24 protein-coding genes and 3 tRNA genes are annotated in these 22,311 nt (G+C 47.8%); 10 read left to right on the top strand and 17 right to left on the bottom strand.

What is annotated here, in order from left to right; genetic code table 11:
- Position 1 precedes the first annotated feature (1 nt).
- Entirely contained in the window at positions 2-805 is an 804-nt protein-coding gene (gene nadE, locus IPM09_01030; protein QQS22115.1) for an ammonia-dependent NAD(+) synthetase, read from the top strand.
- Between the two features lie 45 nt (positions 806-850).
- The gene (locus IPM09_01025) at positions 851-1,528 is read left to right on the top strand and encodes an NUDIX hydrolase (protein ID QQS22114.1); all 678 of its coding nucleotides are present in this window, start codon (positions 851-853) and stop codon (positions 1,526-1,528) included.
- On the opposite strand, the gene IPM09_01020 is transcribed toward IPM09_01025, so the two are convergent.
- Positions 1,525-2,514, bottom strand: coding sequence for an ADP-ribosylglycohydrolase family protein (locus tag IPM09_01020; protein QQS22113.1), 990 nt, complete (start codon positions 2,512-2,514; stop codon positions 1,525-1,527). The genes IPM09_01025 and IPM09_01020 overlap by 4 nt on opposite strands.
- Positions 2,511-3,413, bottom strand: a complete 903-nt coding sequence (locus IPM09_01015; protein QQS22112.1) for a histidine phosphatase family protein — start codon at positions 3,411-3,413, stop codon at positions 2,511-2,513. The genes IPM09_01020 and IPM09_01015 overlap by 4 nt, the downstream gene beginning before the upstream one ends.
- A 138-nt stretch (positions 3,414-3,551) precedes the next feature.
- On the opposite strand from IPM09_01015, the gene IPM09_01010 reads away from it, so the two are divergent.
- The 6 genes from IPM09_01010 (at position 3,552) to IPM09_00985 (ending at position 8,567) form a co-directional block, all read left to right on the top strand.
- On the top strand, positions 3,552-4,268 hold the full coding sequence (locus IPM09_01010) for a nicotinamide mononucleotide transporter (GenBank protein ID QQS22111.1): 717 nt from the start codon (positions 3,552-3,554) through the stop codon (positions 4,266-4,268).
- A 1-nt stretch (position 4,269) separates the two neighbouring features.
- Complete coding sequence (locus IPM09_01005) at positions 4,270-4,806, top strand: ATP-binding protein (protein QQS22110.1); 537 nt, start codon at positions 4,270-4,272, stop codon at positions 4,804-4,806.
- Between the two features lie 2 nt (positions 4,807-4,808).
- Complete coding sequence (locus IPM09_01000; protein QQS22109.1) at positions 4,809-5,780, top strand: AAA family ATPase; 972 nt, start codon at positions 4,809-4,811, stop codon at positions 5,778-5,780.
- A gap of 113 nt (positions 5,781-5,893) precedes the next feature.
- Complete coding sequence (locus IPM09_00995; protein QQS22108.1) at positions 5,894-6,613, top strand: isochorismatase family protein; 720 nt, start codon at positions 5,894-5,896, stop codon at positions 6,611-6,613.
- Between the two features lie 2 nt (positions 6,614-6,615).
- A complete protein-coding gene (locus IPM09_00990; GenBank protein QQS22107.1) occupies positions 6,616-7,851 on the top strand; it encodes a hypothetical protein in 1,236 nt (411 codons plus the stop codon).
- Positions 7,852-7,892: 41 nt separating this feature from the next.
- A complete protein-coding gene (locus IPM09_00985; protein ID QQS22106.1) occupies positions 7,893-8,567 on the top strand; it encodes an NUDIX domain-containing protein in 675 nt (224 codons plus the stop codon).
- On the opposite strand, the gene IPM09_00980 is transcribed toward IPM09_00985, so the two are convergent.
- From IPM09_00980 to IPM09_00950, 7 genes are all read right to left on the bottom strand, one after another.
- Positions 8,564-9,118: a non-canonical purine NTP pyrophosphatase gene (locus IPM09_00980; GenBank protein ID QQS22105.1), complete on the bottom strand. Its 555-nt coding sequence runs from the start codon at positions 9,116-9,118 to the stop codon at positions 8,564-8,566. The two genes, IPM09_00985 and IPM09_00980, sit on opposite strands and share 4 nt — an antisense overlap.
- On the bottom strand, positions 9,115-11,133 hold the full coding sequence (gene ligA / locus IPM09_00975) for an NAD-dependent DNA ligase LigA (protein ID QQS22104.1): 2,019 nt from the start codon (positions 11,131-11,133) through the stop codon (positions 9,115-9,117). Before ligA ends, IPM09_00980 begins: the two co-directional genes overlap by 4 nt.
- The gene (locus IPM09_00970; protein QQS22103.1) at positions 11,111-12,184 is read right to left on the bottom strand and encodes a hypothetical protein; all 1,074 of its coding nucleotides are present in this window, start codon (positions 12,182-12,184) and stop codon (positions 11,111-11,113) included. The genes ligA and IPM09_00970 overlap by 23 nt, the downstream gene beginning before the upstream one ends.
- Positions 12,185-12,258: 74 nt before the next feature.
- A tRNA-Leu gene (locus IPM09_00965) sits at positions 12,259-12,344 on the bottom strand.
- Positions 12,327-12,545: an HNH endonuclease gene (locus IPM09_00960; protein ID QQS22454.1), complete on the bottom strand. Its 219-nt coding sequence runs from the start codon at positions 12,543-12,545 to the stop codon at positions 12,327-12,329. Before IPM09_00960 ends, IPM09_00965 begins: the two co-directional genes overlap by 18 nt.
- Complete coding sequence (locus IPM09_00955) at positions 12,464-12,796, bottom strand: hypothetical protein (GenBank protein ID QQS22102.1); 333 nt, start codon at positions 12,794-12,796, stop codon at positions 12,464-12,466. Before IPM09_00955 ends, IPM09_00960 begins: the two co-directional genes overlap by 82 nt.
- A gap of 122 nt (positions 12,797-12,918) precedes the next feature.
- Positions 12,919-12,992, bottom strand: a tRNA-Cys gene (locus tag IPM09_00950).
- A 231-nt stretch (positions 12,993-13,223) separates the two neighbouring features.
- On the opposite strand from IPM09_00950, the gene IPM09_00945 reads away from it, so the two are divergent.
- Positions 13,224-13,311: transfer RNA gene (locus tag IPM09_00945), tRNA-Leu, on the top strand.
- Here IPM09_00945 and IPM09_00940 read toward each other — a convergent pair.
- Positions 13,271-14,899 (bottom strand): recombinase family protein, encoded by a 1,629-nt coding sequence (locus IPM09_00940; protein ID QQS22101.1) that lies wholly within the window; start codon positions 14,897-14,899, stop codon positions 13,271-13,273. The two genes, IPM09_00945 and IPM09_00940, sit on opposite strands and share 41 nt — an antisense overlap.
- A gap of 515 nt (positions 14,900-15,414) precedes the next feature.
- Here IPM09_00940 and IPM09_00935 point away from each other — a divergent pair.
- On the top strand, positions 15,415-16,023 hold the full coding sequence (locus IPM09_00935; GenBank protein QQS22100.1) for an HAD family phosphatase: 609 nt from the start codon (positions 15,415-15,417) through the stop codon (positions 16,021-16,023).
- Here the strand turns inward: IPM09_00935 and IPM09_00930 are convergent.
- From IPM09_00930 to IPM09_00900, 7 genes are all read right to left on the bottom strand, one after another.
- A complete protein-coding gene (locus IPM09_00930; GenBank protein QQS22099.1) occupies positions 16,007-16,429 on the bottom strand; it encodes an NUDIX hydrolase in 423 nt (140 codons plus the stop codon). The two genes, IPM09_00935 and IPM09_00930, sit on opposite strands and share 17 nt — an antisense overlap.
- 321 nt (positions 16,430-16,750) lie before the next feature.
- Positions 16,751-16,894 (bottom strand): hypothetical protein, encoded by a 144-nt coding sequence (locus tag IPM09_00925; GenBank protein ID QQS22098.1) that lies wholly within the window; start codon positions 16,892-16,894, stop codon positions 16,751-16,753.
- A gap of 124 nt (positions 16,895-17,018) precedes the next feature.
- Positions 17,019-18,743 carry a peptide ABC transporter substrate-binding protein gene (locus tag IPM09_00920; protein ID QQS22097.1) on the bottom strand — a complete coding sequence of 575 codons (1,725 nt, stop codon included), beginning with the start codon at positions 18,741-18,743 and terminating at the stop codon, positions 17,019-17,021.
- A 78-nt stretch (positions 18,744-18,821) separates the two neighbouring features.
- Complete coding sequence (secG, locus tag IPM09_00915) at positions 18,822-19,055, bottom strand: preprotein translocase subunit SecG (GenBank protein ID QQS22096.1); 234 nt, start codon at positions 19,053-19,055, stop codon at positions 18,822-18,824.
- The gene (locus tag IPM09_00910) at positions 19,052-19,447 is read right to left on the bottom strand and encodes a phage holin family protein (GenBank protein QQS22095.1); all 396 of its coding nucleotides are present in this window, start codon (positions 19,445-19,447) and stop codon (positions 19,052-19,054) included. The genes secG and IPM09_00910 overlap by 4 nt, the downstream gene beginning before the upstream one ends.
- 24 nt (positions 19,448-19,471) lie before the next feature.
- Positions 19,472-20,668 carry an aminopeptidase P N-terminal domain-containing protein gene (locus IPM09_00905; GenBank protein QQS22094.1) on the bottom strand — a complete coding sequence of 399 codons (1,197 nt, stop codon included), beginning with the start codon at positions 20,666-20,668 and terminating at the stop codon, positions 19,472-19,474.
- A gap of 47 nt (positions 20,669-20,715) precedes the next feature.
- Entirely contained in the window at positions 20,716-22,308 is a 1,593-nt protein-coding gene (locus tag IPM09_00900) for a DUF285 domain-containing protein (protein ID QQS22093.1), read from the bottom strand.
- Positions 22,309-22,311: the final 3 nt, after the last annotated feature.

The following is a 22,311-nucleotide window of genomic DNA, read 5'->3' as shown; positions in this document are numbered from 1 at the left end:
CATGTGTGAGCGTCAGCATGAAATCATAACAACTTTAGGGGTAAAACCGTCGATCGAACCAAAAGAAGAAATCGAACGGCGAACTCGTCAGCTTGCGGATTATCTACGCGAAAATAGTAAAGCAGGGTTTGTACTCGGTGTATCTGGCGGACAAGACTCTCTTCTCGTGGGACTTCTCGCACAACGAGCCGCAGTTCTCAGCAGAGCCGAAGGCTATACAGCACAATTTTGCGCAATGCTATTGCCATATGGCGACCAGAGTGACCGGCTTGACGCTGAATTGGCAATAAACGTCATTAAACCTGATCGAGTAATCGATTTTAATATAAAGCCAATGGTAGACGCATTCGCTACAACATACGATAGCGCAACTATGGAGAATCTGACTGATTTTCACAAAGGCAATGCCAAGGCTAGATCACGTATGGTAGCCCAATACGCCCTTGCTGGCATGCACAATATGTTGGTGCTTGGTACTGATCACGCAGCCGAAGCTTTGGTAGGCTTTTTTACAAAATTCGGTGATGGTGCAGCAGACGTAGCTCCAATTTCAACGCTTAACAAGCGCCAAGGGCGACAATTGTTAAGATATCTAGGGGTACCAGAAGTGTTTACTTCAAAAGCGCCAACCGCCGACCTGCTCGATGGCACTCCTTCACAGCCCGATGAGACTGAACTCGGACTAACCTACAGCAGTATTGACGATTACCTTGAGGGGAAAGAGATGGTAGACACAATAGCAACAGTGATCGAACGTAAATACGATGCGACCGCGCACAAACGAGAGAATCCAGTAGCGTTTTAGTAAACACACCTTTTCAAGCTGCATATTCTATTGTAGACTTAGTGTATGAAGTACAGCACGCCCTATATTCCCCCGACATTGACTGTTGATGTGGTAGTTTTTCAACTACTTGGTGATGAACTTGTAGTGTTGCTCACTCAGCGAAGTGATGATCCATTCCGTGGAGAATGGGCACTCCCAGGGGGTTACAACGCTGCGGGTAGTACAACGATTGAGGCTCTCTCTGTGGTTGTGAAACGCAAGACTGGTGTGGACCTCGATAATGACCTTGCCTACATCGAACAGCTGTACACCTTCGACACGGTCGCCCGTGATCCGCGCGGTCATGCGGTATCAGTAACCTACATGGGGTGTGGTCGCAATATTATTCCAAAATCCGCCGAGCAAATATCGACATTTTACCCGGTCGACAAACTTCCTAGCCTCGCCTATGATCCTGCAGAGATTATTCGATACGCGCGCGCACGACTGAGCGCGAAACTTACCTATACTAATGCCGTGTCAGGCTTGCTCGACAAAAAATTTACTCTGAGTCAGCTGCAAACTGCGTACGAAGCGGTTATAGGACGCGTACTTGATAAACGAAATTTTCGTAAAAAATTCCTAAGCCTTGGCCTGATCCATGAAACACCTGATATGTGGCGAGAGGGCGCACATCGACCAGCGAAACTCTACGCCTTCAATAATGAATCACTCGAAGTTCTCTCTCGTAGTTTTGATTAACAGCTAAGCGCACATGATACTTCACAAAGCATATCATGGTTGAGAGTGGTCTCGTAATCGTGCGGTTTTTCAAACACTCCTCGGTTTTTCATAACTGTCATCGCTGCCACGATTGAAGCAGTACTGTCGGTGTCGCCCCCCAGGTTGACCGCTTCGTAGACACTCGTCACGAATTCGCCATCGTGGGCTAAAAATGCACCATATGCCATTGCAAGAGTCTGCGACACAACAAAACCTCTTCCATCAGTATTACGAAGAATACTATCGGTATCGAAATAGAAATGCTCATTGAGGTAAGCAAGCTCGCTTGAGATGTCATTCGAGCGATCACCCAGTAGGTATTCATGATACTTTGCGCTTTCAAGCACAAAGCGCACAAAATCGTCTTGTTCATACGGCATGTGCATCAAGTAGCTCAGTACGTCGTGGTGAACTCTCGAAGCAACTTTCGCGGTGACATGATTATGGGTAAATGCCGTTAGTTGATCACAGTCACGGTAAGCTTCTACGCGATCAACACCACGTACTTCATGCCAATAGACGAGTGGGGCTAGCTTCATAATGACACCGTTTCCCTTGCCCTGGACTTCGCCACACTGCTCTGCCGCAATACCGCTCATATACCGCTCAACACTCCGGGTTGTTGAGCCGCCCCAGCCACGCTTTACCACCTGGCCTTTACGGATGACCTGTTCGGTCTCACCATAGGCCTGAACATGAAGATTGGCAATATCTCGTATATCAAACGCCCCAACACGGCTAAGACTACGCGCGACCACCAGACTTAGTTGTGTGTCGTCACTCCAGGTACCTGGCTGAAATTCACCTTGATAAAATGGGTTTTCTTTGCTTGGTAAAAGACGATCAATATGACCATAATGATCAGTGATGTATTTGGCGCTACGTGTCTCGACCGGTAGTCCCGCCGCATCACCATAGGCAATCGCAGGCAATAGCTGCTCACCTATTGCGCGCCACGAATTCATATACGACCCTCTCTCCTAAAGTTCTCCGCATCATCTGCAATCTTGCGCGCCTCAATCTGTCTCAATCGATCAAGCAAGCCATCAGGCAGGAGTGTCGACGATGTTGCTACGCGAGCCAGCCCTTCGCGTACCGAATAGGTACGCTTGCCAGTAAGCTCAACCCATTCACCACCAAATGGCGAAAGTCCGGGTACCGTGGGATGGACAATGCGCATCCAGTTAATCTTTTCACGTACGTCACCAGGGTCCCCCGGGTTATCACGCGTCCAGTCAATTACCGTACAGTTTCGAATATCAAAGAAGGAATCCTGCACCATCTTAACCCACTCTTCAGGAAGCATGCGCTCGAGAACATAGCGATACATTGCAAGCTTGTCACCGTGACCGAACATGAGTACTCTTCCGCTCGGGTATTCTCGGTGCATAGTGCCATTGATATCACGAATCTGTAAGTAAGAATCCATTTGACTCTCCCCGCCATCCAGCCGAGCATAGAGTGGGTTCTCCTTCTTGTTACGATAGGTCTCTGGGTAAAAGCGTTTTTGATCAGCCTTCGATAACTTACCATAGAGGCCCCAGTCACGCTCAATAATCCGATCTTCTGGGGTAAATTGCACCTCTTCGTCTCCCGCCGCATAACATGCCGTCTCAAACGTGCGCATAAATGGCGAGACATATATAACGTCAAAACTTGCGAGTGAACCAATATGGTGCCGAATCCAATCACCCGCAATTTTTGCCTGCTCGATCCCAAGTGGTGATAGACGTTGCTCCCAGTCAGGACGATTCATAATCTCTGCGGCAACCACTGGATCAAGGTCGGGCAGCAACTCCTTTTGGACTACATTTGCCTCTGATTGTCCGTGCCGGACCTGAACAAGACGCCTAGGCATTGTCATGGCAGTGATTACTCCTATCTATGCCAACATCATAACGTATTTCACCATATTTGTAAATAGTGTTGACAAAACAATAACTCTACGTTAGACTGAGAATAGTTAGTGTATTACGTACAATAAGTACAGAAAGGGCATATTATGAAGCAGCTACTTACCATCACACGCATTAGTGCAAAGCGCGATCTTGCGGAAAGCCTATTAGTCGGAGTAGTGCTCACCACGCTCTCCTATTGCGTGGCAATCGCGGCACAATGGATTACCAATCTTAACTGGCTTGAGGTATTCGCCGTCTTTACGTCGTATGCAAGCACCTACTTATGCGTGAAGGAGCGGCGAGCGAACTATCCCATCGGAGCAGTCAGTACGGCCGCCTACGCTGTTCTCTTTCTCCAGAGCGGATTGCTGTCCAGCGCCATCCTCAACGCGTATCTCACACCAACCCTTATTTACGGTTGGATTCGCTGGCGTAAGGACATAGATACCCGCCGTGTTAGCCATGTACAATTACGGTGGATCCCAGTATATTTATTAGTCTCACTTCTTGGGTATACTGGCGCCGCGCTCATCAGTCAGCGACTTGGCGGTGCGATGGCGTGGACAGACGCAATGGTGCTAGCTGCGACAATTCTCGCTCAGTTCCTCCTCGACAATAAGAAGCTCGAAAACTGGATTGTCTGGGCAGTCGTCAATGTATTCGCTATCTATACCTATGCCACCACCGGCTTGCCACTTGTGGCGCTTCAATACGTACTTTTTCTCGCCAACACCGTCTATGGCTATGTGGTATGGCATCGGAGCAAGCAGATGAGCGACGCGCTAGATGCTCCCACCACCAAAGCACTCAAGGAGGCATAGCATGATACCATTTATTGTCACAATCATTGGCGCCGAATCAACTGGCAAAACCTGCCTGTCACGAGAACTTGCACAGCAGTTAAGCGCCAACTGGGTCCCAGAGTTTGCGCGAAGTTACCTAGAAACGACAGATGGACAAGTGACCCCTAAGTCAATGAAGGCGATCTGGTGGGGGCAGCGCGCACTTCAGCATGAAGCTCGACGTTCACTACAAAGCATCGTTATACAGGATACCGACCTTTACGCTACTGTAGGCTATTGGCAGCTGCCACACGTGAGACCAGTAATTCGCGACTGCCCCAAGCTCCTGGAACAAGATGCGGCAAGCCTCAAGTCAAACCTATACCTCATCACAAAAAGCAACATACCGTTTGAACCAGACCCTTTGCGCTATGGCGGTGACACACGAGAAAGCCACGACGACTACTGGATTGATCTGTGTGAGCGATACCAACTTCCCTACGCTGTCGTCGAATCAGCGGCGCGAAACGAAAGACTCAGCGAAGCAATTAGTCTTATTAGAGAAAGGAGCACTTAGCCATGCGTGGACTTGTGATCGGCAAATTCTATCCACCACACCTCGGCCATAATTTCTTAATCAATACCGCGCTCAAGGATTGTAATGACGTCGACGTACTTGTTGTCGACAACCCGGCGTATAACATTGCAGCCGAGTTGCGTCGCGCATGGCTACAGGCCCATCATCCATCTGCCCATGTTATGATTATCCCCGATATCAACAACGATGATGATTCGGTCGCTTGGGCAGCACATACGATGCAGTTTTTAGGCTACAAGCCAGATGTCGTCTACAGCTCTGAGGACTATGGTGGGCCATGGGCGCATTACATGGGTGCTCGAAGTGTTGTTGTCGACAAAGCTCGAGAGACCGTACCAATTTCTGGAACAAAGGTACGCGCCAATCTGCTAGAATCCTGGCAGTATCTTAGTGATGAAGTCCGGGCTGGGCTTTGCCTTCGTATTGTTGTTGTCGGCGCCGAATCAACCGGCACTACCACGCTCGCGCGCGATCTTGCAGAAGCGCTACACGTACCCTGGGTGCCCGAAATTGGTCGCTACTACACTGAATCAATTCTCACTTGCGGAGCCGATTGGCAAAATGATGATTTCTATCGGATCGGACGACTCCAGCAAGCTTACGAAAGAGAGATCGCCGCTCGCAGCAAGGGTGTGATTGTGTGTGACACCAACGCGGTTGCGACCCAACTATGGCAGCGACGGTACCTAGGTAAAACAACGAGCATAATGCGGCAAATAGCCGCCCGTGATAAAGCCGACCTCTATATTATCACTGGGGATGAAATACCGTTCGTGCAAGACGGTATCCGTGACGGTGAGCATATTCGGCATGAAATGCACCGATGGTTTACGACGTATATTGCAAAGCTTCGTGTTCCCTGCCTTGTTGTTCGGGGGTCACATTCAGAACGGTTAGCAAAATCGCTTACTGCTGCCAAGAAAATGATAAAACAGGGTCAAATAATTCACTAAAAGATAGATTATAAATTAATTACAAATTTTATATAAATAGTGTTGCTTTTACACTTACTATACTATATGCTATATACAGATAGTGTGATAACAACATTATCAAAGGAGTTACTATGAACGCAGTGAATAAATTACCTAGGACATATAGCGAAGTTATCGCCATAAATGTTGATATACAGAATGATTTTGCTCTGCCCTCTGGCGCCCTATCTGTCAACGGAGGTGAAGATATTGTAAATCCTGCGAATAGCACCAACAAATTCGTACGTGAGAATAGTGGACAAGTTATTTTTACTCAAGATTGGCATAGGCCCGATAATAAAAAACACTTTGAAAAATGGCCCGTTCACTGTGTGCAGCACAAAGCTGGTGCAGCACTACACGACAACCTCGATGTAGTTGCAGATGATACGATCGCCCAGAAAGGCATGTACCTAGAGGATGATGGCTATTCGGGCTGGGGGGCCGAACTCCAAACGGGCGCATTGTTTCATGCCTTATCACACCTCCATAGAAGCGAACGCACTGTCGGACGCGCCATTGGTATCTTGGCACGCCAGGCCGCCGAGAAAGGCGATCGAATTGCCGTGCTCATACAAGGACTAGCGACTGACTACTGCGATAGAGCGACCGTCGTCGATGCACTTAACAACACGTCACAAGAAATAGTTGATGTTTACGTAGTCACCGATGCAATGAAGGCCGTGAATATTCACCCTGAAGATGGAGCGCGTGCGCTTGCCGAAATGCTAGCCGCAGGTGCTCACCCGATTACAAGTCAAGAAATTGTTGATGGCAGCATTGTCATTGACCGTGGACGACTGGAGCGCTAGTAATGGAAAACTTACTCAATCTCCAAGACCAATACAAATTTCCTATGGGACAGTTTATCCATGAGCAGGAGCCAGATGCCGAGGTAACATTTCGTATGACAAATCGTAAGGCTCGAAAAGGCATGCGAATTGCAAATCTTGTTTCGGTGCGGGAACTACAAGAATACTACGACGAATTACGCAAACTTCGCTATACACCTGAAGAACTTGCAATGCTTGAGAAACAACAAGGCAAAAACTACTCGACAGAATACCTTGGCTATTTAGCCGCGTTTCGCCTACCCGAGATACGCGTCAGTATTGATTCAGATACCGACGATCTCACCGCAGAAACAACCGGGCCCTGGAACGATGTGTCGCAGTGGGAAATCCCGATGCTCCAAGCTATCCCTGAGCTATACTATCCCCGACTGCTCGACAAAAACTATACTACCCTCACCGAATGGTGTCGTGAAGGCAATCGGCGTGGCGATGAATTTATTGGTCTCATGAAAACACACGATATAAAATTTGCCGAATTTGGCACGAGGCGTCGCGCATCGAGTCACTGGCAAGACCATATGGTAGAGCGTTTTGTTAGTGAGTGCCCCGAGCAGTTCATCGGCACTTCAAATCCGTGGCTTGCAGCAAAATATAACGTGCCTGCCATAGGTACGAATGCCCATGAGCTCAGTATGGTGTTCGCCGCCCTCGAAGAACAGCGCGGCGGCAACCCACTTGATGGTCAAACGAGGGTGATCCAGGAATGGCTCGACCGATTTCCCTCGATGCCCGTAGCACTCATCGATACATTCACCAGTGACGTCACACTGCACGACATGACTCGCGACCTGTTTGAGCGAGTCGAAAGTTTTCGTATTGATTCGGGTGTGGAAGAAATAATCGGGGCGAAAGTGATCCGACAGCTACTACGGCTAGGTATTGATCCAAAGACAAAATCGCTCATGTTTACCAATAGCCTTACCGGCAAGCGCGCTGTCGAGCTAAAGCATCATTTTGAAGGCGAGATTGGCGTAGCGTTCGGAATTGGCGGCGGCACTACCAATAATATGTCATACACTCCGAGTCTTAATATCGTTAGTAAAGCAGTAGCCGTAAATGGATACGGCACTGTTAAGCTAAGTGATGACGAAGGAAAACATATGGGTAACCTGAGCGACGTGGCGCGCTACCAAAGACTACGTCAAGAGAGATTGCAGCAACCCGCTCAAACTGAAGATGTATCCGCCCCCTGTTAGGAATATTGTAAAATATTATATATTATGGTATAAGAAATATTATGACAGTGCAATTAGAACTTACTCCTGCAGGCTTGTATTTTCCCGACACGGCAGGAATCGCCATACCCACTGCCGAGGAAACGGCGAGATTTAAGCTTGGGGGCCTGATTGTTGACACGGAAGGCAGGCCCCTACATCCAGAATTTCTCACTCTGCTCGGCGAGCGTGGGGCACGATTTGGTAAAGGCGAATTCTATCGGTGGGGGCCCAATTACACAGTAGATCCCGTTATTATTGCGACAGAATACGGCAAGAATGGACGCGTGGCGGACGACCGAGTACTGACTATTATACGTAAGAGTAATGGAAAACGTGCGCTTCCCGGCGGGTTTGTCGACCTTGTTGACGGTGTCTATGAAAACAAGCATAGTGCTGCTGTGCGAGAAGCGCTGGAAGAGACGTCGGTTAACATAGCGAGGGATAGATGGGAAATACTCTACGACGAGTTTGTGAGGGACGACCGAGAGACAGCCAACGCCTGGCCACATACTACTGCTTTTCTCTTCCGTCATCCAGAATTTTCACCGGCAGTTGCGGGAGATGACGCGGTGCCAGGTTCCGCCGAGTGGTTACGCTTTGATGAGCTAGACATGAAACATTTACATGGCTCGCATGCAAGACTCATACAACTCGGCTTTGAGGCGGTGTGGGCTTCGCGTGCACCCCAGGTCTAGTGAAGCGTTTGGATGAACTCTCTTACTTTCGCAAACGGCTTCATTTGTGTTGCATAGGTGTGTTCGTTTTCTTCTTGGGACATTTCGGCACGAGTAATAGTACGTCCTTCGTTGATGAAAAAGCGATCGAAACCAAATCCATTATTCCCTCGAGGCGCATCGCTGATCGTGCCGCGCAGTTCACTATCGAAAAATTCCATACGCTCGCCATCATAATACCCGAATGTGCAGCGTATTGTAGCTGATCGATCCGAAAACCCATCGAGCATTCGACAGCACACTTCGTCGCCAGCGTATTCGACAAACCACTTTATGTAGGGGCCAGGCAAACTACCTAGTGCATTGAATACCAAGCTTACATCTTCTACTAGCACTGGACAATTCATAACATCGTAAGCTTGCAGCAATTTATGCGCCACAATTGTGTGCAGATCAGTCGACTGCAGCTCGTCAAGATCAAGCCTTTGATGCTTCAGTTCAACATTAAGCTGACGCGACAAATAGTCGGCTTTTGATTGATTTCCCGTTATGAATACCGGTAGCTTTGTCACCGTAGCATTCCTAAAAGTCCAGCTTCATCAATGACTTGCACACCGTACTGCTTGGCCTTGGCAAGTTTACTTGAACCGACTTTACCACCAGCGACAAGGTAATTTGTGTCTTTCGCTACCGCAGTCTGAAATGTACCGCCATGCTCACGTATTCGATCAGCTGCTTCATCACGGCTCATTGACTGTAAAGTACCGGTAATCACAAAATTTTTGCCGACGAGTTGGCCAGATTTTTGCGTGTAATGAGGTGCGACTCCTACTTCAACAAACTTGTGAAGCATACGCATATTGTCTTCATCGGCAAACCAGGCAGCTATGCTTTCGGCGACCACCTTCCCTACTCCAGCCACTGTTTCAAGTTCATCTATCGTCGCACTGCTAAGCGCGTCGAGATGTTGAAAACGGCCGGCAAGATCATTCGCCGTTTGCACGCCGACATGCCTGATACCAAGACCATAGATAAATCGTTCGAGCGGCGGATTGGTTTTGGTCGTGATGGCATCGATCAGCTTAGTTGCGGAAATATCGGCAAACCGCTCAAGAGAAAGCAGTTGTGTTTTAGTGAGTGTGTATATATCCGCTAAGTCCGCTACCAAACCGGCGTCAACAAGTGCCGCGACATTTTTCTCACCGAGCGTGTCGATGTCGAGTGCACTTTTGCTGGCAAAATGCTCGAGTGCGCGTTTTAGTATAATCGGACCAGTCAATCCTTTTACCCGGTACACAACTTCGCCGCTTGGGCGTTCAAATACAAGCTCAGGGTATTGCCGTGCTAGCTCTGCTTTATAGTCAATTTTATGTGTGTCAGCAGGGCGAAGTTCACTGATGACTCGCTCAACCTGCGGAATAATATCGCCGGCTTTAAATATAACCACCGTGTCGCCACGCCTAACATCGAGCCTGGCAATTTCGTCAGCATTGTGAAGACTTGCGTGCTGCACCGTGGTACCAGCCACTTGTACAGGGTCGAATACCGCGACTGGTGTCGCCGCTCCAGTCCGACCAATCGATATGACGATATCTTTCACTATTGTTGTGGCCTGTTCGGCTGCATATTTATACGCAACCGCAGCCCTTGGCTGTTTACCAACAATACCGAGCGCTTCATATTGACTTCGATCATTGACTTTAATCACCAGTCCGTCGGTATTATACGGCAGGTCGTTCCGTCGCTCGGCCCAATCATCGACAAAATGCATGACACCATCGAGCGACGTAAATACGGTTGCCTGTGAGTTGCGCGTGATACCGAGCGCTGTCATTACCTCATAGGCATACCGATTGGTGGGAATTTCAGCGGGCTGATCGCGATAAACATCGTAACCACGAAAGGCTAGCTTGCGACTTGCAACAAGCGAAGGGTCGAGCTGACGGATGGTGCCAGCAGCTAGATTGCGTGGATTTGCATAAGCCGGTTTACCTTGAAGCTCCATTTCACGATTCAGCTGCACAAAATCTTTTTTATACATGACCACTTCACCGCGTATTTCAGTTCTCCCCTTAAGAAAGAGCTCAAACCCAGCTGTAGTGCGAAGTCTCAATGGCACATTACGAATCGTACGTATATTTGCCGTTACATCTTCACCAACAAAGCTATCGCCTCTCGTCAGGGCCTGTTGCAAAATGCCGTCCTGGTAAATTAGCGCACAGGCAAGGCCATCCATTTTGATATCGGCAAAAAATTCATGAGCCGAACCGGGTGTCAATTTCTCCATGCGATTCACCCATGCTACCACTTCGTCACGGTCGAATACGTCGTTCAAACTAAGCATGCGACGTGAATGAGCAACCTTTTGAAAGCCTTCAAGCAGCTTACCGCCAACACGCTGCGTCGGACTATCAATAGTTATAAGCGCGGGATGTTTACTTTCGAGTTGTTTGAGTTCTTGAAAAAGCGCGTCATAGACAGCGTCCGAAACACTAGGAGCATCAAGCACATTATACTCATAGCTATATTGATTGAGCAGATTTTTTAGTTCCTTCAGTCGGCTTTCAGGCTGGCTTGGTATCGTCATCGACAATCCCCCTATAAAGTAAGTAAACGTAACTAGCGTACCATACCGTGCTGGTTGCGCCCACGACGGCAGCACCGAGTGGCACAAGCGGTAGACTCTCAAGTTGTGACCACGCGTGTTTTAAAAGCATATCAATCAGGATGAGTGGAATAAGCACAATACACCAAAGTGCAACTATTACTAGTAGCCCCCAGAGCATGCGATACAGAATACGCAACCTGCGACCGACTACAAGATCGCCAGCGATCTTCAATGCGCGTAGAGGATACATACCGGGAAGAGTTGTAATAACTAATGCAAGAAGGGAGCTAGTTACCCAGTAAAGCGTCAAGACCCCGACGCTCGTCGCTAAAATCCAAAAAAGCATTGATCCAAAGCCTTCGCTTAGTACCCCTGCCGACGTGAGAGCACCATAGGCCAATGCGATGAGACCAATCGGTAGTAACTGAACCACAATAACTCCGCCAACAAGAACAGTTGAAACAAGGGGAGCTGCAGAATTATAGAGTCCGTCGCGAAGCCTTGGTCGGCGCCCAATCAAGAACTCACGAAGTAGCCATACGGTCGAGAGCCACACAAGCAACAGCATAAGCCCGAGGTAGATTTGTTGATCAGTAGACAAGACATCTGGGTTTGCGATAAAACTTGATACAAGCAGTAGGCCCGCCTCTTTCACCTTACCGAGCCCTCCGCTGAATAAATCCTCAGAAGACTCCTTAAGCAGACCGCCAATAGTGTCATATGTATCTTGACCCGTCACCCCTCCTAGCAGCACAAGTGCGGCAGCATAGAGTAGGATGAGATAGATGAATGTGCGCCTATAGACGTGGAGGATACGATAGACATACAATGTGAATGCCGTGTATCCGGGGAGTACGAGCACACGCTGATAATCGCGACGCCGAGTTAAGCGAAAACTTCGGTGTGGTCGACGATTCATGAACATGCGTACTTTTTGACGACGTTTTTTTACATATTTTGACGCGCGCGCTAAATGCGCAGCTATGTACGCTCGGTTAGTTGCTTTCTTTGTCAGTTTTTTCTTTACCATCTCCGTTTATTATAACCTACCTCCTAGCTTGCCACTACCAACTAAAAAACGAGGGCTAGGCCTCGTTTTTTAGTTGGTGCGCAGAGCGGGGATCGAACCCGCACGCCTTTTGGGCACGACATTTTAAGTGTCGCTTGTCTACCTATTCCAACATCTGCGCATATCGTCGCTTTTTATTGCGCCCCCTATGGGTTGGTTGCAAGCTGTGACAGTTTGGGCACAAAATCCGAAGATTCTCTAGTCGATTATCAGAATGGATGCCGTTTATATGGTCTAGCTCTACAGGAATTCTACCATCAATTGACCGCTCTTCCCAGCCACAAATCTCGCATTTTGGTTTTTTAGCTCTTCCCGAAATAATAGTCTCTTGAGCTTAAAGCTTTGATAGTCACTATTCTCAACGAGAAGTTCATGCAAATGGTCTAATGTTCTTGCCCCAAGACGCAAACCAGCGCTCCAGCCCTGGCCCGTAAAATGCGATGTCGACAGGCCAAGTTCTGATATCCTCTTGTTTACTTGGGCATAGTTACCGTCAGCCGGGACTAACGACAAGTCAATAAGTACCCCTCGAATACTTTTATTTTCATCACTGCTTTTACTATTTTTTATCATCCCATGACCTACGTTTTGGCATGTATCTATTGTATGTGGTTGCGTTTACCATTTCAATGGCATTTGGGTACCCAAATATTGACATTCATAAAACAAAATAATCCCAAAGTTTGAGATTATTTTGGAGGCACGTATGGGAGTTGCACCCATCTAAAAGGTTTTGCAGACCTCCGCGTAACTGCTCCGCCAACGCGCCGTGCTCCTTATTATATCATGCTAGCTCATCTGTTATTTACAAAAAGTGTGTTATCGACTATAATCTTGCAAGTACACAAAACTCCGATGGTACGTTCATACAATTCATATACACTGGTGGCGACTGCGTGAAACGCAAATAGTAGTAGACGCCCGTCTACCGATTCCGCCGCTAAGACAATATGTCCAAGGACGACATAAAACTCCGATGGTACGTTCTCATAATTCATATGCACTGGTGGCGAAATTGGTAGACGCGTCAGCTTGAGGGGCTGGTGATCATTGCGATCGTGGAAGTTCAAGTCTTCTCCAGTGCACCAAAAAGCGATTTTTCGGGAAATTGTCGCCTACCAGGGCGATTTTTTCTTTGGTCGCGCGCAGCGCGAACCAAATGTTTTCTTGGGGGGAAATGGGAAATTGGTCGTTGCTGGCAACGACTTTTTTGTTTTTTAAGAGCAGGTTCAATCCGTCGATTCTGCGTAAACTCTCGCGCAAGGCTTGGTGTGGGGTGTTTTCGTCAACTTTACAGAGTGAAATTGCTGTTTTGACCCACTCGCGCATAGGTTCAATCCAAAAGTCAGCGCGAGCGGCGATTTGTTCCACTTTGCTTTCTAGCGACTTTTTCTCAGACATAATTTCGGCGCGTCTTTCGCGGTATTCATCCTGCTCAATATCGCCGTCCATATAGACGTCAAAAAGTCGCTGACTCTTGCCGGCCAGTTCGTCCAGTCGGGCGCGGTGCGTAGCAATTAATCTAGCGCTGTCGGCTTGGACGACTTGTGCGTCCTGGTCCAGTTTGGCGAGCATAAACGCGCCCATATCTTTCGGCATAGCAAATGACCGCGCAATTGGTACGAGTTGGCTTGCCAGCGCGTATTCGCGCAGTTCCGGCTCGCGGCACGTGACTTTTTTGCTTTTGTGCGTACATCGGTAATAGGTGTACTCATGGACATTGCCGTTTTTCTGTCGCTTTATCTTGTGCGAGCCAGTAACAAAACAATCGCAGTTCGCACAGCGAAAAAGCATTGTCAGCGGTTGCGGACTGGTGGCGCGTTTTTGCGCCCGCGAGCGGCGCAATAGCACAGCCTGTACGCGGTCAAACAATGCTTTGTCCACTATCAGGGTATGCTTACCCTCGTATACTTCGCCAGCGTAGCGAAAATGCCCATAATAAAAGATATTCGAGAGCATATGTTTGACTTTTGTTTCGTGCCAGCGTTTACCGCCCGCCGACTTCGGGTCATTTTTGGTTTTGCGGCGACCTTTGGTCGCCACACCGTTAGCAAACAAAAAATCCGCGATGTCTCCGCATGTCTTGTCGCCTTTAGCGTACAGTTCAAAACATCGGCGCACCAGCGGCGCGGTTTTTTTGTTTCTAGCCACCGTCTTTGTCCGCACATCGTTGTAATAGCCGAATGGTACGATACTTGGATAATGACCATCACGAACTTTTTGCCGCAAACCTCGTTTTGTGTTTACTGACAAATTGTCCACGTACTGTTTAGAGCTGTTGAACTCGTTAGCCAGCATATATTTGCCTTGTGGTGTGTTTTCAAACCAAAAATGCGGAAACTTTAGGTCTTGCAGGACGTTTACGTCCAGCATGTAAATAATCCGTCCGCTATCTATTGAGTTGCGCGACAATCTGTCGGGCAACCATGCCAAAATACCGTTTGCCTCACCGTTTTCTATGCGCTCCAGCATTTTGTTGAGTTTGGGGCGACCTGGCGTTTTCGCCGTTTGCTTTTCTATGATGACATCAGCGATATACAAGCCCATGCGCTTAGCAAACTCCTTGAGTTCCACTATCTGCGCCGCGATAGATAAGATTTGTTTGTCCTCTGTATCCGTAGACTTACGCACATAGATGAAATACACCAATCGTTGCGCTATTTGTTGTAGTTGCATATACCCTCCCAACTTAAAAGGCTACTCCGCTTGGAAAACAATTCAGCATACGCCAAATAGTTGCGAAGTAGCCGTTTAAGCACAAAACAGCATATGCCTTGAATTGTTTTCCACTTTCTATGGTAGCACAACGCGGAGCGTGTCGGCTATGCCAACCTAAAAAACAAAAAACCACGCCGCAGGCGTGGCATCTTCCCATTTCCCCCCAAGAAAACATTTGGTTCGCGCTGCGCGCGACCAAAGAAAAAATCGCCCTGGTAGGCGACAATTTCCCGAAAAATCGCTTTTTGGTGCACTTTTACACGCAAGTCCGAACCTATTTTGAGCAAAATGGCTGACAAATGCAAGCCCCGTCGCCTAGCACAGCAAAGCTGTGCTGCGCCCCGCTCAGAAAACCCTTTGCATATTTTTTTGAGATTTCCCCCGCCGAGATTTTTTTGGAAAAGGAAAAGGGTGTTTCTGGTCGGGTCTCTGTCGCTATGCGACAGGGGTTATAATATGTTATAATTACATCTATGAGTAAGATAGAAACCGTTATTTTCGACGCGGGCGGCGTTCTGCACGAGAGTAACTCAGCAGTTACGGAGGATTTAGCTAATGAGCTTGGTTTGAGCAAGGAAACACTTGCTCAAATTTGGGCAGAGCAAATTCCTTTACTTGGTTCAGGTAAAATTGACGAAACAGAGTTTTGGCAACAAGTCAGCGAGAAACACGGATTAAGGCAAGTCGGAGTAGATGAAAACTTGTTAGGGCGCGCATTTATAGAACAGCTCGTGCCGTTCGCAGAGGTTCGGACTATTGTCAAAGACTTGGGCGAACTCGGCATTAAGACGGCAGTGTTGTCTAACACCATTGAGCCACACGCAAAAGCACTACGAGAAGCAGGCTTGTATGATGATTTTGGTATCGTCTTGTTGTCGCACGAGATAGGCCTGCGCAAACCCCACAAAGACATTTATGAGTATGCCCTTGAAACTCTTGGGGCGAAAGCCGATCAAACTATATTTATTGATGATGACCCCGAAAACGCCCAAGCCGCCACATCTGTCGGTATGCACGGTATAACTTTTACAAGCCCCGACCAATTAAGAGAGAGATTAAAAGAACTTATACCTGAACTTTAGTGTCAAGATATGGCTTGAGCCTATCTTTTAGTGGTTCAACTACTTCGTTTGAGTTAAGGAATTCATCAATAGCAAACATTTTCCAGCCCTGTCCCTCATCGCCGAAAACTATGTTATCAACATCGTTGTCCGATATTTCTGCAACCATAAAATATGCGTTTAATCTCTCGTCGTGCATAGCTGGAAAAACCCTTTCCCAGATTATTTGTTCTGGTTTAAGCGTAATTCCCAGTTCTTCATCAACCTCGCGAATTACACATTCCGCTGGGGTTTCGTTTTCTTCTCTTGCGCCACCGGGAAAATCCCACAAGCCAGCATAGCGTAAACCAGGTTTGTCATCGCGCTGTATCATTAGTAGTTTGCCGTTGTTTATTAGGGCAATTTTCACTCCGATAAAATCTATCATACCTCCATTATACAACTGTTCATCTGCTTTTACGCTTCACTGGCGAAGTGTGTCGGCTATGCCGACCGAGCCACGCCGCCTGTCTGCCAAAGGCAGACGCGACCCGACCAGAAACACCCTTTTCCTTTTCCAAAAAAATCTCGGCGGGGGAAATCTCAAAAAAATATGCAAAGGGTTTTCTGAGCGGGGCGCAGCACAGCTTTGCTGTGCTAGGCGACGGGGCTTGCATTTGTCAGCCATTTTGCTCAAAATAGGTTCGGACTTGCGTGTAAAAGTGCACCACGCTATAAAGATGAGTTTCGGCTCATCTTTTTAGGTTTATTAAGGCTTTGGCACGAACTTCCAGCGTGTTTTGCCTTCGGCAAAATTGTGGATGTATCGCTTCGCTCCTCCGCTGGCTTGGCGAAAAAGAGCTTGCTCTTTCTCACCAAGCGGCGCTTCGCCAAGTCTTCTCCAGTGCACCACGCTATAAAGATGAGTTTCGGCTCATCCTTTTAGGTTGGATTAAGGCCCTGGTAAGAACTTTCGGTTGGTCAAATTGCCAATTGTATACCTAATTCAGGAATTCCCTAGCCAGACACAAATCTCATTATGGCGTTTTGTATAAATTCTTTTCATTGACAGTCCAGTACTGGACATTGGCATAACGGTCAGACTCTGTAGTGAGTATGGTGCCTTTGTTGACAGCTTTCACATTCAGATTAGCAATATATTCTAAGACAGGCTGATATAGTCCTAGCGCAGGGGCATCTTCTTGCCATTGACGGGCGAACTGTTTATACTTGGCGCTGCGCAGTTCTGGCTCGAGCCGAGAACGGGCACTTGCCAAACTTGCATCTGCCGCCTTGCTCGCATAGCCAGAGAAGTTATAGCCACTCTGCCCCACCTGTGATGAATGCCAATAAGCATAGACATCTGGGTCGCCGCCAATCGCTAGTTCATAAAGAAGCATGTCAAAGTTTCGCGCTTTTAATACATCCTGAACAAATGTCGAAGTAACTGTCGATACGTCAACAATCTTTTTATTTACCTTTACCCCCAAGGTCTGCCACTGCCTTGTCAATACATCAATCGATTTTTCGTATTCGGGATTTTTCGTAGTGGTAATAGTGAATTCGAGTATTTTACCGTCTTTTGCGCGGTTGCTTCCACTGACAACCCAGCCGGCTTCATCTAGTAGAGCTTTCGCCTTCGTCGTGTCAATCGACGACAGTTTCGGGAAATCACCTTCGGTTAGTTGACTTTCAATAACTGGCGTGTCAAGCGGGAGAACACCTCCACCTATAACCTTGCGCAATGAAATGGTATCAGTCCCAATCTGTAAAGCTTTGCGTACCTTACTATCTTTTAGTATGGGATTGTTCACATTAAAGAGTATGTATACACCGCTATAGAGTGCTTGCGCAGTCATTGTATAGCGTGCAGTATCTACCTGCGAAAGAGACGTAACAGAAACACCGCTTGCGCCACTTAGCTCTCCAGCCTTAAGCGCACTCAGCAGTGCATCTTCCGTGGGGTAAGCATGGAGTTCAAATCGATCAAGTTTCGGTATGCCAGCATAATATCGATCATTCGCCACAAGGTGGACAACTTTGTGCTTACTGACCGCATCGGCAGCTTGTAATAGCCGAAAACTAAATGGACCGCTCCCCACTGGTGAACGACTATAGGGGCTTTCTCGTAGCGCACCCGGGGCAACGCCCCGCAAGATGTGCTCGGGTAATATTGGGAATGTTAACGCATGAGGAAAAGCCGCATAGGTAGCGGGAAGCGTAAACTGGACCGTGGTATTCGTAGGCGCGGTAACAGACACGTCAAGCCAATTGATCCGCAGCGGCGAGCGAGTTGCCGGATTTTTTATAAGGTTGATTGTAAATACAATGTCCTTAGCCGTCAAAGCTGCACCATCATGCCACTTTACGTCGTCACGGAGAGTGATGGTGTAGACTTTGCCGCTTTGATCAGCGGTGAGAGTCTTAGCGAGATCTTGGTGAATACTCCCAGTTTCGTCATAGTTGTAGAGCGACGAAAAAACAAGGCGCGCCACTGATGCTTCCGAAGGTGTACTTACAAAAAGGGGGTTCATGGTATCGATCTGCCCCAAAACACCTTCAACATACGTACCACCCGCGACAGGCGTGCTGCGCATAAAATGAGTCTGGCCCCAAATGAGCTGAAAACCTGTGGTTGCAATAATTACTCCGACTACTAGCAGCCATGTTGTAATCTCTCTTGTGACGAGCCGAATGTTATCGATACGACGCACGATAAAACGATGTGCGTGGCGCTGTGTGGCACCTTCGGCTTTTTTCATACGCCGCGCAAGCTGTTTGTGATTCAGCCTTATATGTCTAAATTGGTTCCACCCACGTTTTTCTTCCACACATGTATCCTATTTTAAGTTGGGTAGTACTAGCCCGGCGAGAATAGAGAGCACAAACGTAATCGCAAGAAAAATCGTTAGTTCAAATAAATTCTTATCGAGTCCACGCCGTGTGGTGTATAGCTCGCTTGAGCCACCAAATCCAGCACCAAGGCTTGCTCCACGTTGCTGTAACAGGATGGCAATTATCATCAAAAGAGCCGATCCAACAGTAATTGTCTGAAGTATACTGTCTATATTCACGATTTCTCCTCTCGCACGCGCACATACTCTAATTCAAGCGCGCTACTAACTATATAGTTTACCAAACTTAGCACCAAACCAGTAAGAACCGAGTGCCAAAATGTCATCGTTAGCCCCGGGGCAAGCTTGAGAGAAATATACACCATAAGACCATTAACAATAATCGTGAAGAGCCCGAGCGTGACGAGAATTGCCGGCAAAGCCAATATAATGGCAGCTGGCTTTAATACCGCGTTAACTACTGAGAAAATAAGCCCTGCCAGCAAAAAGACTGCTGCTCCTTGATCAATTTGCGCGTTGCTGTATCCAGTCCCAAAAATCCTGACCGCCACCCATAGGCCAAATGAATTGAGCATCCATCGGATCACAAACGTAAGTAACTGGCGTTTCATTATTGATTTCAGTATAGCGTCTTACTAGAGATTTGTCGACAGCGAACCGCTCAAGTTTTTATAGCCAGTCTTTGTCACAAGGACATCATCTTCAATGCGGACACCAATTCCTTCTTCTGGTATATAGATGCCGGGCTCTACGGTAAGCACCATACCTTCAGCAAGGTAGCGTGGCGCACCCAGGCTATCGTGGACGTCGACACCAAGACCGTGGCTCACCGCGTGCGGAAAGTACGTATGGTAGAGAACTTCGTCCGACCGGTCCTTTAAAAGGCCCAGGCGTATCATCGCATCTTTCATGATCTCATCAACTTGGCTCAGATACTCAGCCACAGGAAGGCCTGGCTTTATGAGTGAAATAATGGCATGGTGTGCATGTTCAACTGCCTCATGGACTTGACGCTGACGTTTTGTAGGATTTATGCAGTACGTGCGCGTAATGTCGGCACAGTACCCGTCAGCCCGTGCACCGACATCAATCAACACAAACTGATTTTTAGCAAGTTTATGCCGATTGGCAGTATAGTGAAGTGTTAGTGCGTTTTTGCCACTTGCAACAATTGGCTCGTAGGCATGTTTGGCATTATGACGTCGAAAACAGCGTGTAATATCTGCCTCAATTTCATATTCGTACGAGTAATCACCGAGTCTGGCTCGAACCTCTGCGAAAGCAGTTGTCGTCAGCTTAATCGCCTTTTTCATTGACATAATTTCGAATGGTGTCTTAATGGCGCGGAGCTGTGCGAGTGCAGGCGTGCAGTCCTGCACCGTGGTAAATATGCGCTCGAGCACTACGCATAGCTCATGCTGCGCCGGGTTAGTTTCAAAGTCATATTCCTCGATATTCGGCTTTATCGTATACACCATGCTATGCGCACGACGCGCCTGTCTCAAAAAAGCCTCAAACTCGTCTGCGCCTATTACATCATGCGCACCCGAAAGCTCAAGAGCCCGACTGTCATCTAGCCCACCGTCAAATACTATCTGAGATTTCGTCAACCTGGGACGTATAAGGGTGGTTTTCCGTCGTGAGCCATCGATTACTAGCTTCCATCCGGGCTGCTCGATACGCGACAACCACCAAAAACTCGCTTCTTGCACAAAAGGTGCAGCCATATCACCCGATAGTTGCTGCTGAGCATAGGCAGTGACAACCACCAAGCCGCCATCAAGTGCTTCGATGAGTCGTACTACATCCGGTGGAAGAGGACTGGGGCGCATACCAAGATTATATCATTCATGGCTACCACCGACACAAAGCCATATAGCTACCAGCCTGGAGGAGCATTGATGGCGGTGAGCGCACTATTAGTGCGAAAGCTCGTATGATTCGTCACTGCCGCCACGTTCCAGCCAGATATGTTCTGGTTGAAAAGAGAAGAGAAAGCAAACATATAGGCCATGTTGGTCACTTTGCTGGTATCCCAGGAACTGATTGGTTGGTTAAACTGTGTAGCATAGTAGAACATATATGTCATATTGGTTACTTTACTAGTGTTCCAGGTGCCGATTGGTTGATTAAAGGCGTATGCGGTCTGGAACATATAAGCCATACTGGTTACATTGCTAGTATTCCAGGTGCCGATTGGTTGATTAAAGGCGGTTGCACCTGCAAACATCATGTGCATACTGGTTACAGCCGCCACATTCCAGCCAGATATGTTCTGGTTGAAGTTTGTGGCACCATTAAATAAAGTCGCCATACTGGTTACTTTACTAGTGTTCCAGGTGCCGATTGGTTGGTTAAAAACGTCAGCACCCTGAAACATGGCGGTCATATCAAGAACGTTGCCGGTATTCCAGGTGCCGATTGGTTGGTTAAAGGCATCTGCATTTGTGAACATGGCAAACATACTACTTACTTTACTTGTATTCCAAGAGCCGATTGGTTGGTTAAAGGCAGTTGCACCTGCAAACATATAGGTCATACTGGTCACGTTAGCAGTATTCCAAGAGCCGATTGGTTGGTTAAAGGCAGTTGCATTATTGAACATATATCCCATGGTGATGACATTAGAAACATCCCACCCCGATATGTCCTGATTAAATGTTGGGGCTCCGTAAAACATATATGCCATCGATGTAACCGTATGTGGCGGCTCTGCAACATAGCTAAGATTGGTAGAATATCTGAAATCAATACTGGTCGGTGAAATAGTGTTCGACCATTGCTGTATAGCAGTGAGACAGCCACGGTTACCGGCGGCCACGCTAGAGCCAGAAATACTAGCCAGTGCACCGTCATAAGAGACAACATACCGCCCAGCCTTGGTGTAGGTATGACTTGGATATGTAGATGTCAGCGAACCGGTAGTACCATCACCCCAGTTGATAGTACTCCCTGCAGCTGAGGCCGGCGACGCAATCGGAAGCTGAACCGTTCCGACACAACCGCTTAGCCTAGTATCGAACACAAACAACGTCTGGCCAGGATCGGTTGGCACCGGAATACTATTTAACCCCCCGGCACAGGTGCCCTTTTGCGGACTTGTCCCGCCAGTCGACGTGTCGATATAGTAGTACACGTTCGAAATAATCTTGCTCCGTACCTCTATACAGTAGTTGTTCGCATCGCCAGACTGATACGTCACCAATACGCCCTGACCGGGCACATATACAGCCTTAGTGGCATTGGCACCATCAAAGACAGTACCTTCTGTGAATATGGGATAGCCATTTGCCCAAGTTTTGGCATTCTTCATAGCTGACGCAACCTGAATAGCATCGTTCTTTGCTTCGCTCTCAGCAACACGCGTCCTCCAACTACCTATTGCAAAAATAGTGATCGTCGCCAACATCACAAGCAGTACGATAACTACAATAAGCTCTACTACTGTAAACCCACGATACTTATGCTTCATGGC

The organism is Candidatus Saccharibacteria bacterium, from assembly GCA_016700015.1.
GTDB lineage: Bacteria > Patescibacteriota > Saccharimonadia > Saccharimonadales > Saccharimonadaceae > Saccharimonas.
The sequence above is the reverse complement of the archived record's forward strand: the minus strand, read 5'-3'. Positions and strand labels throughout refer to the sequence as shown.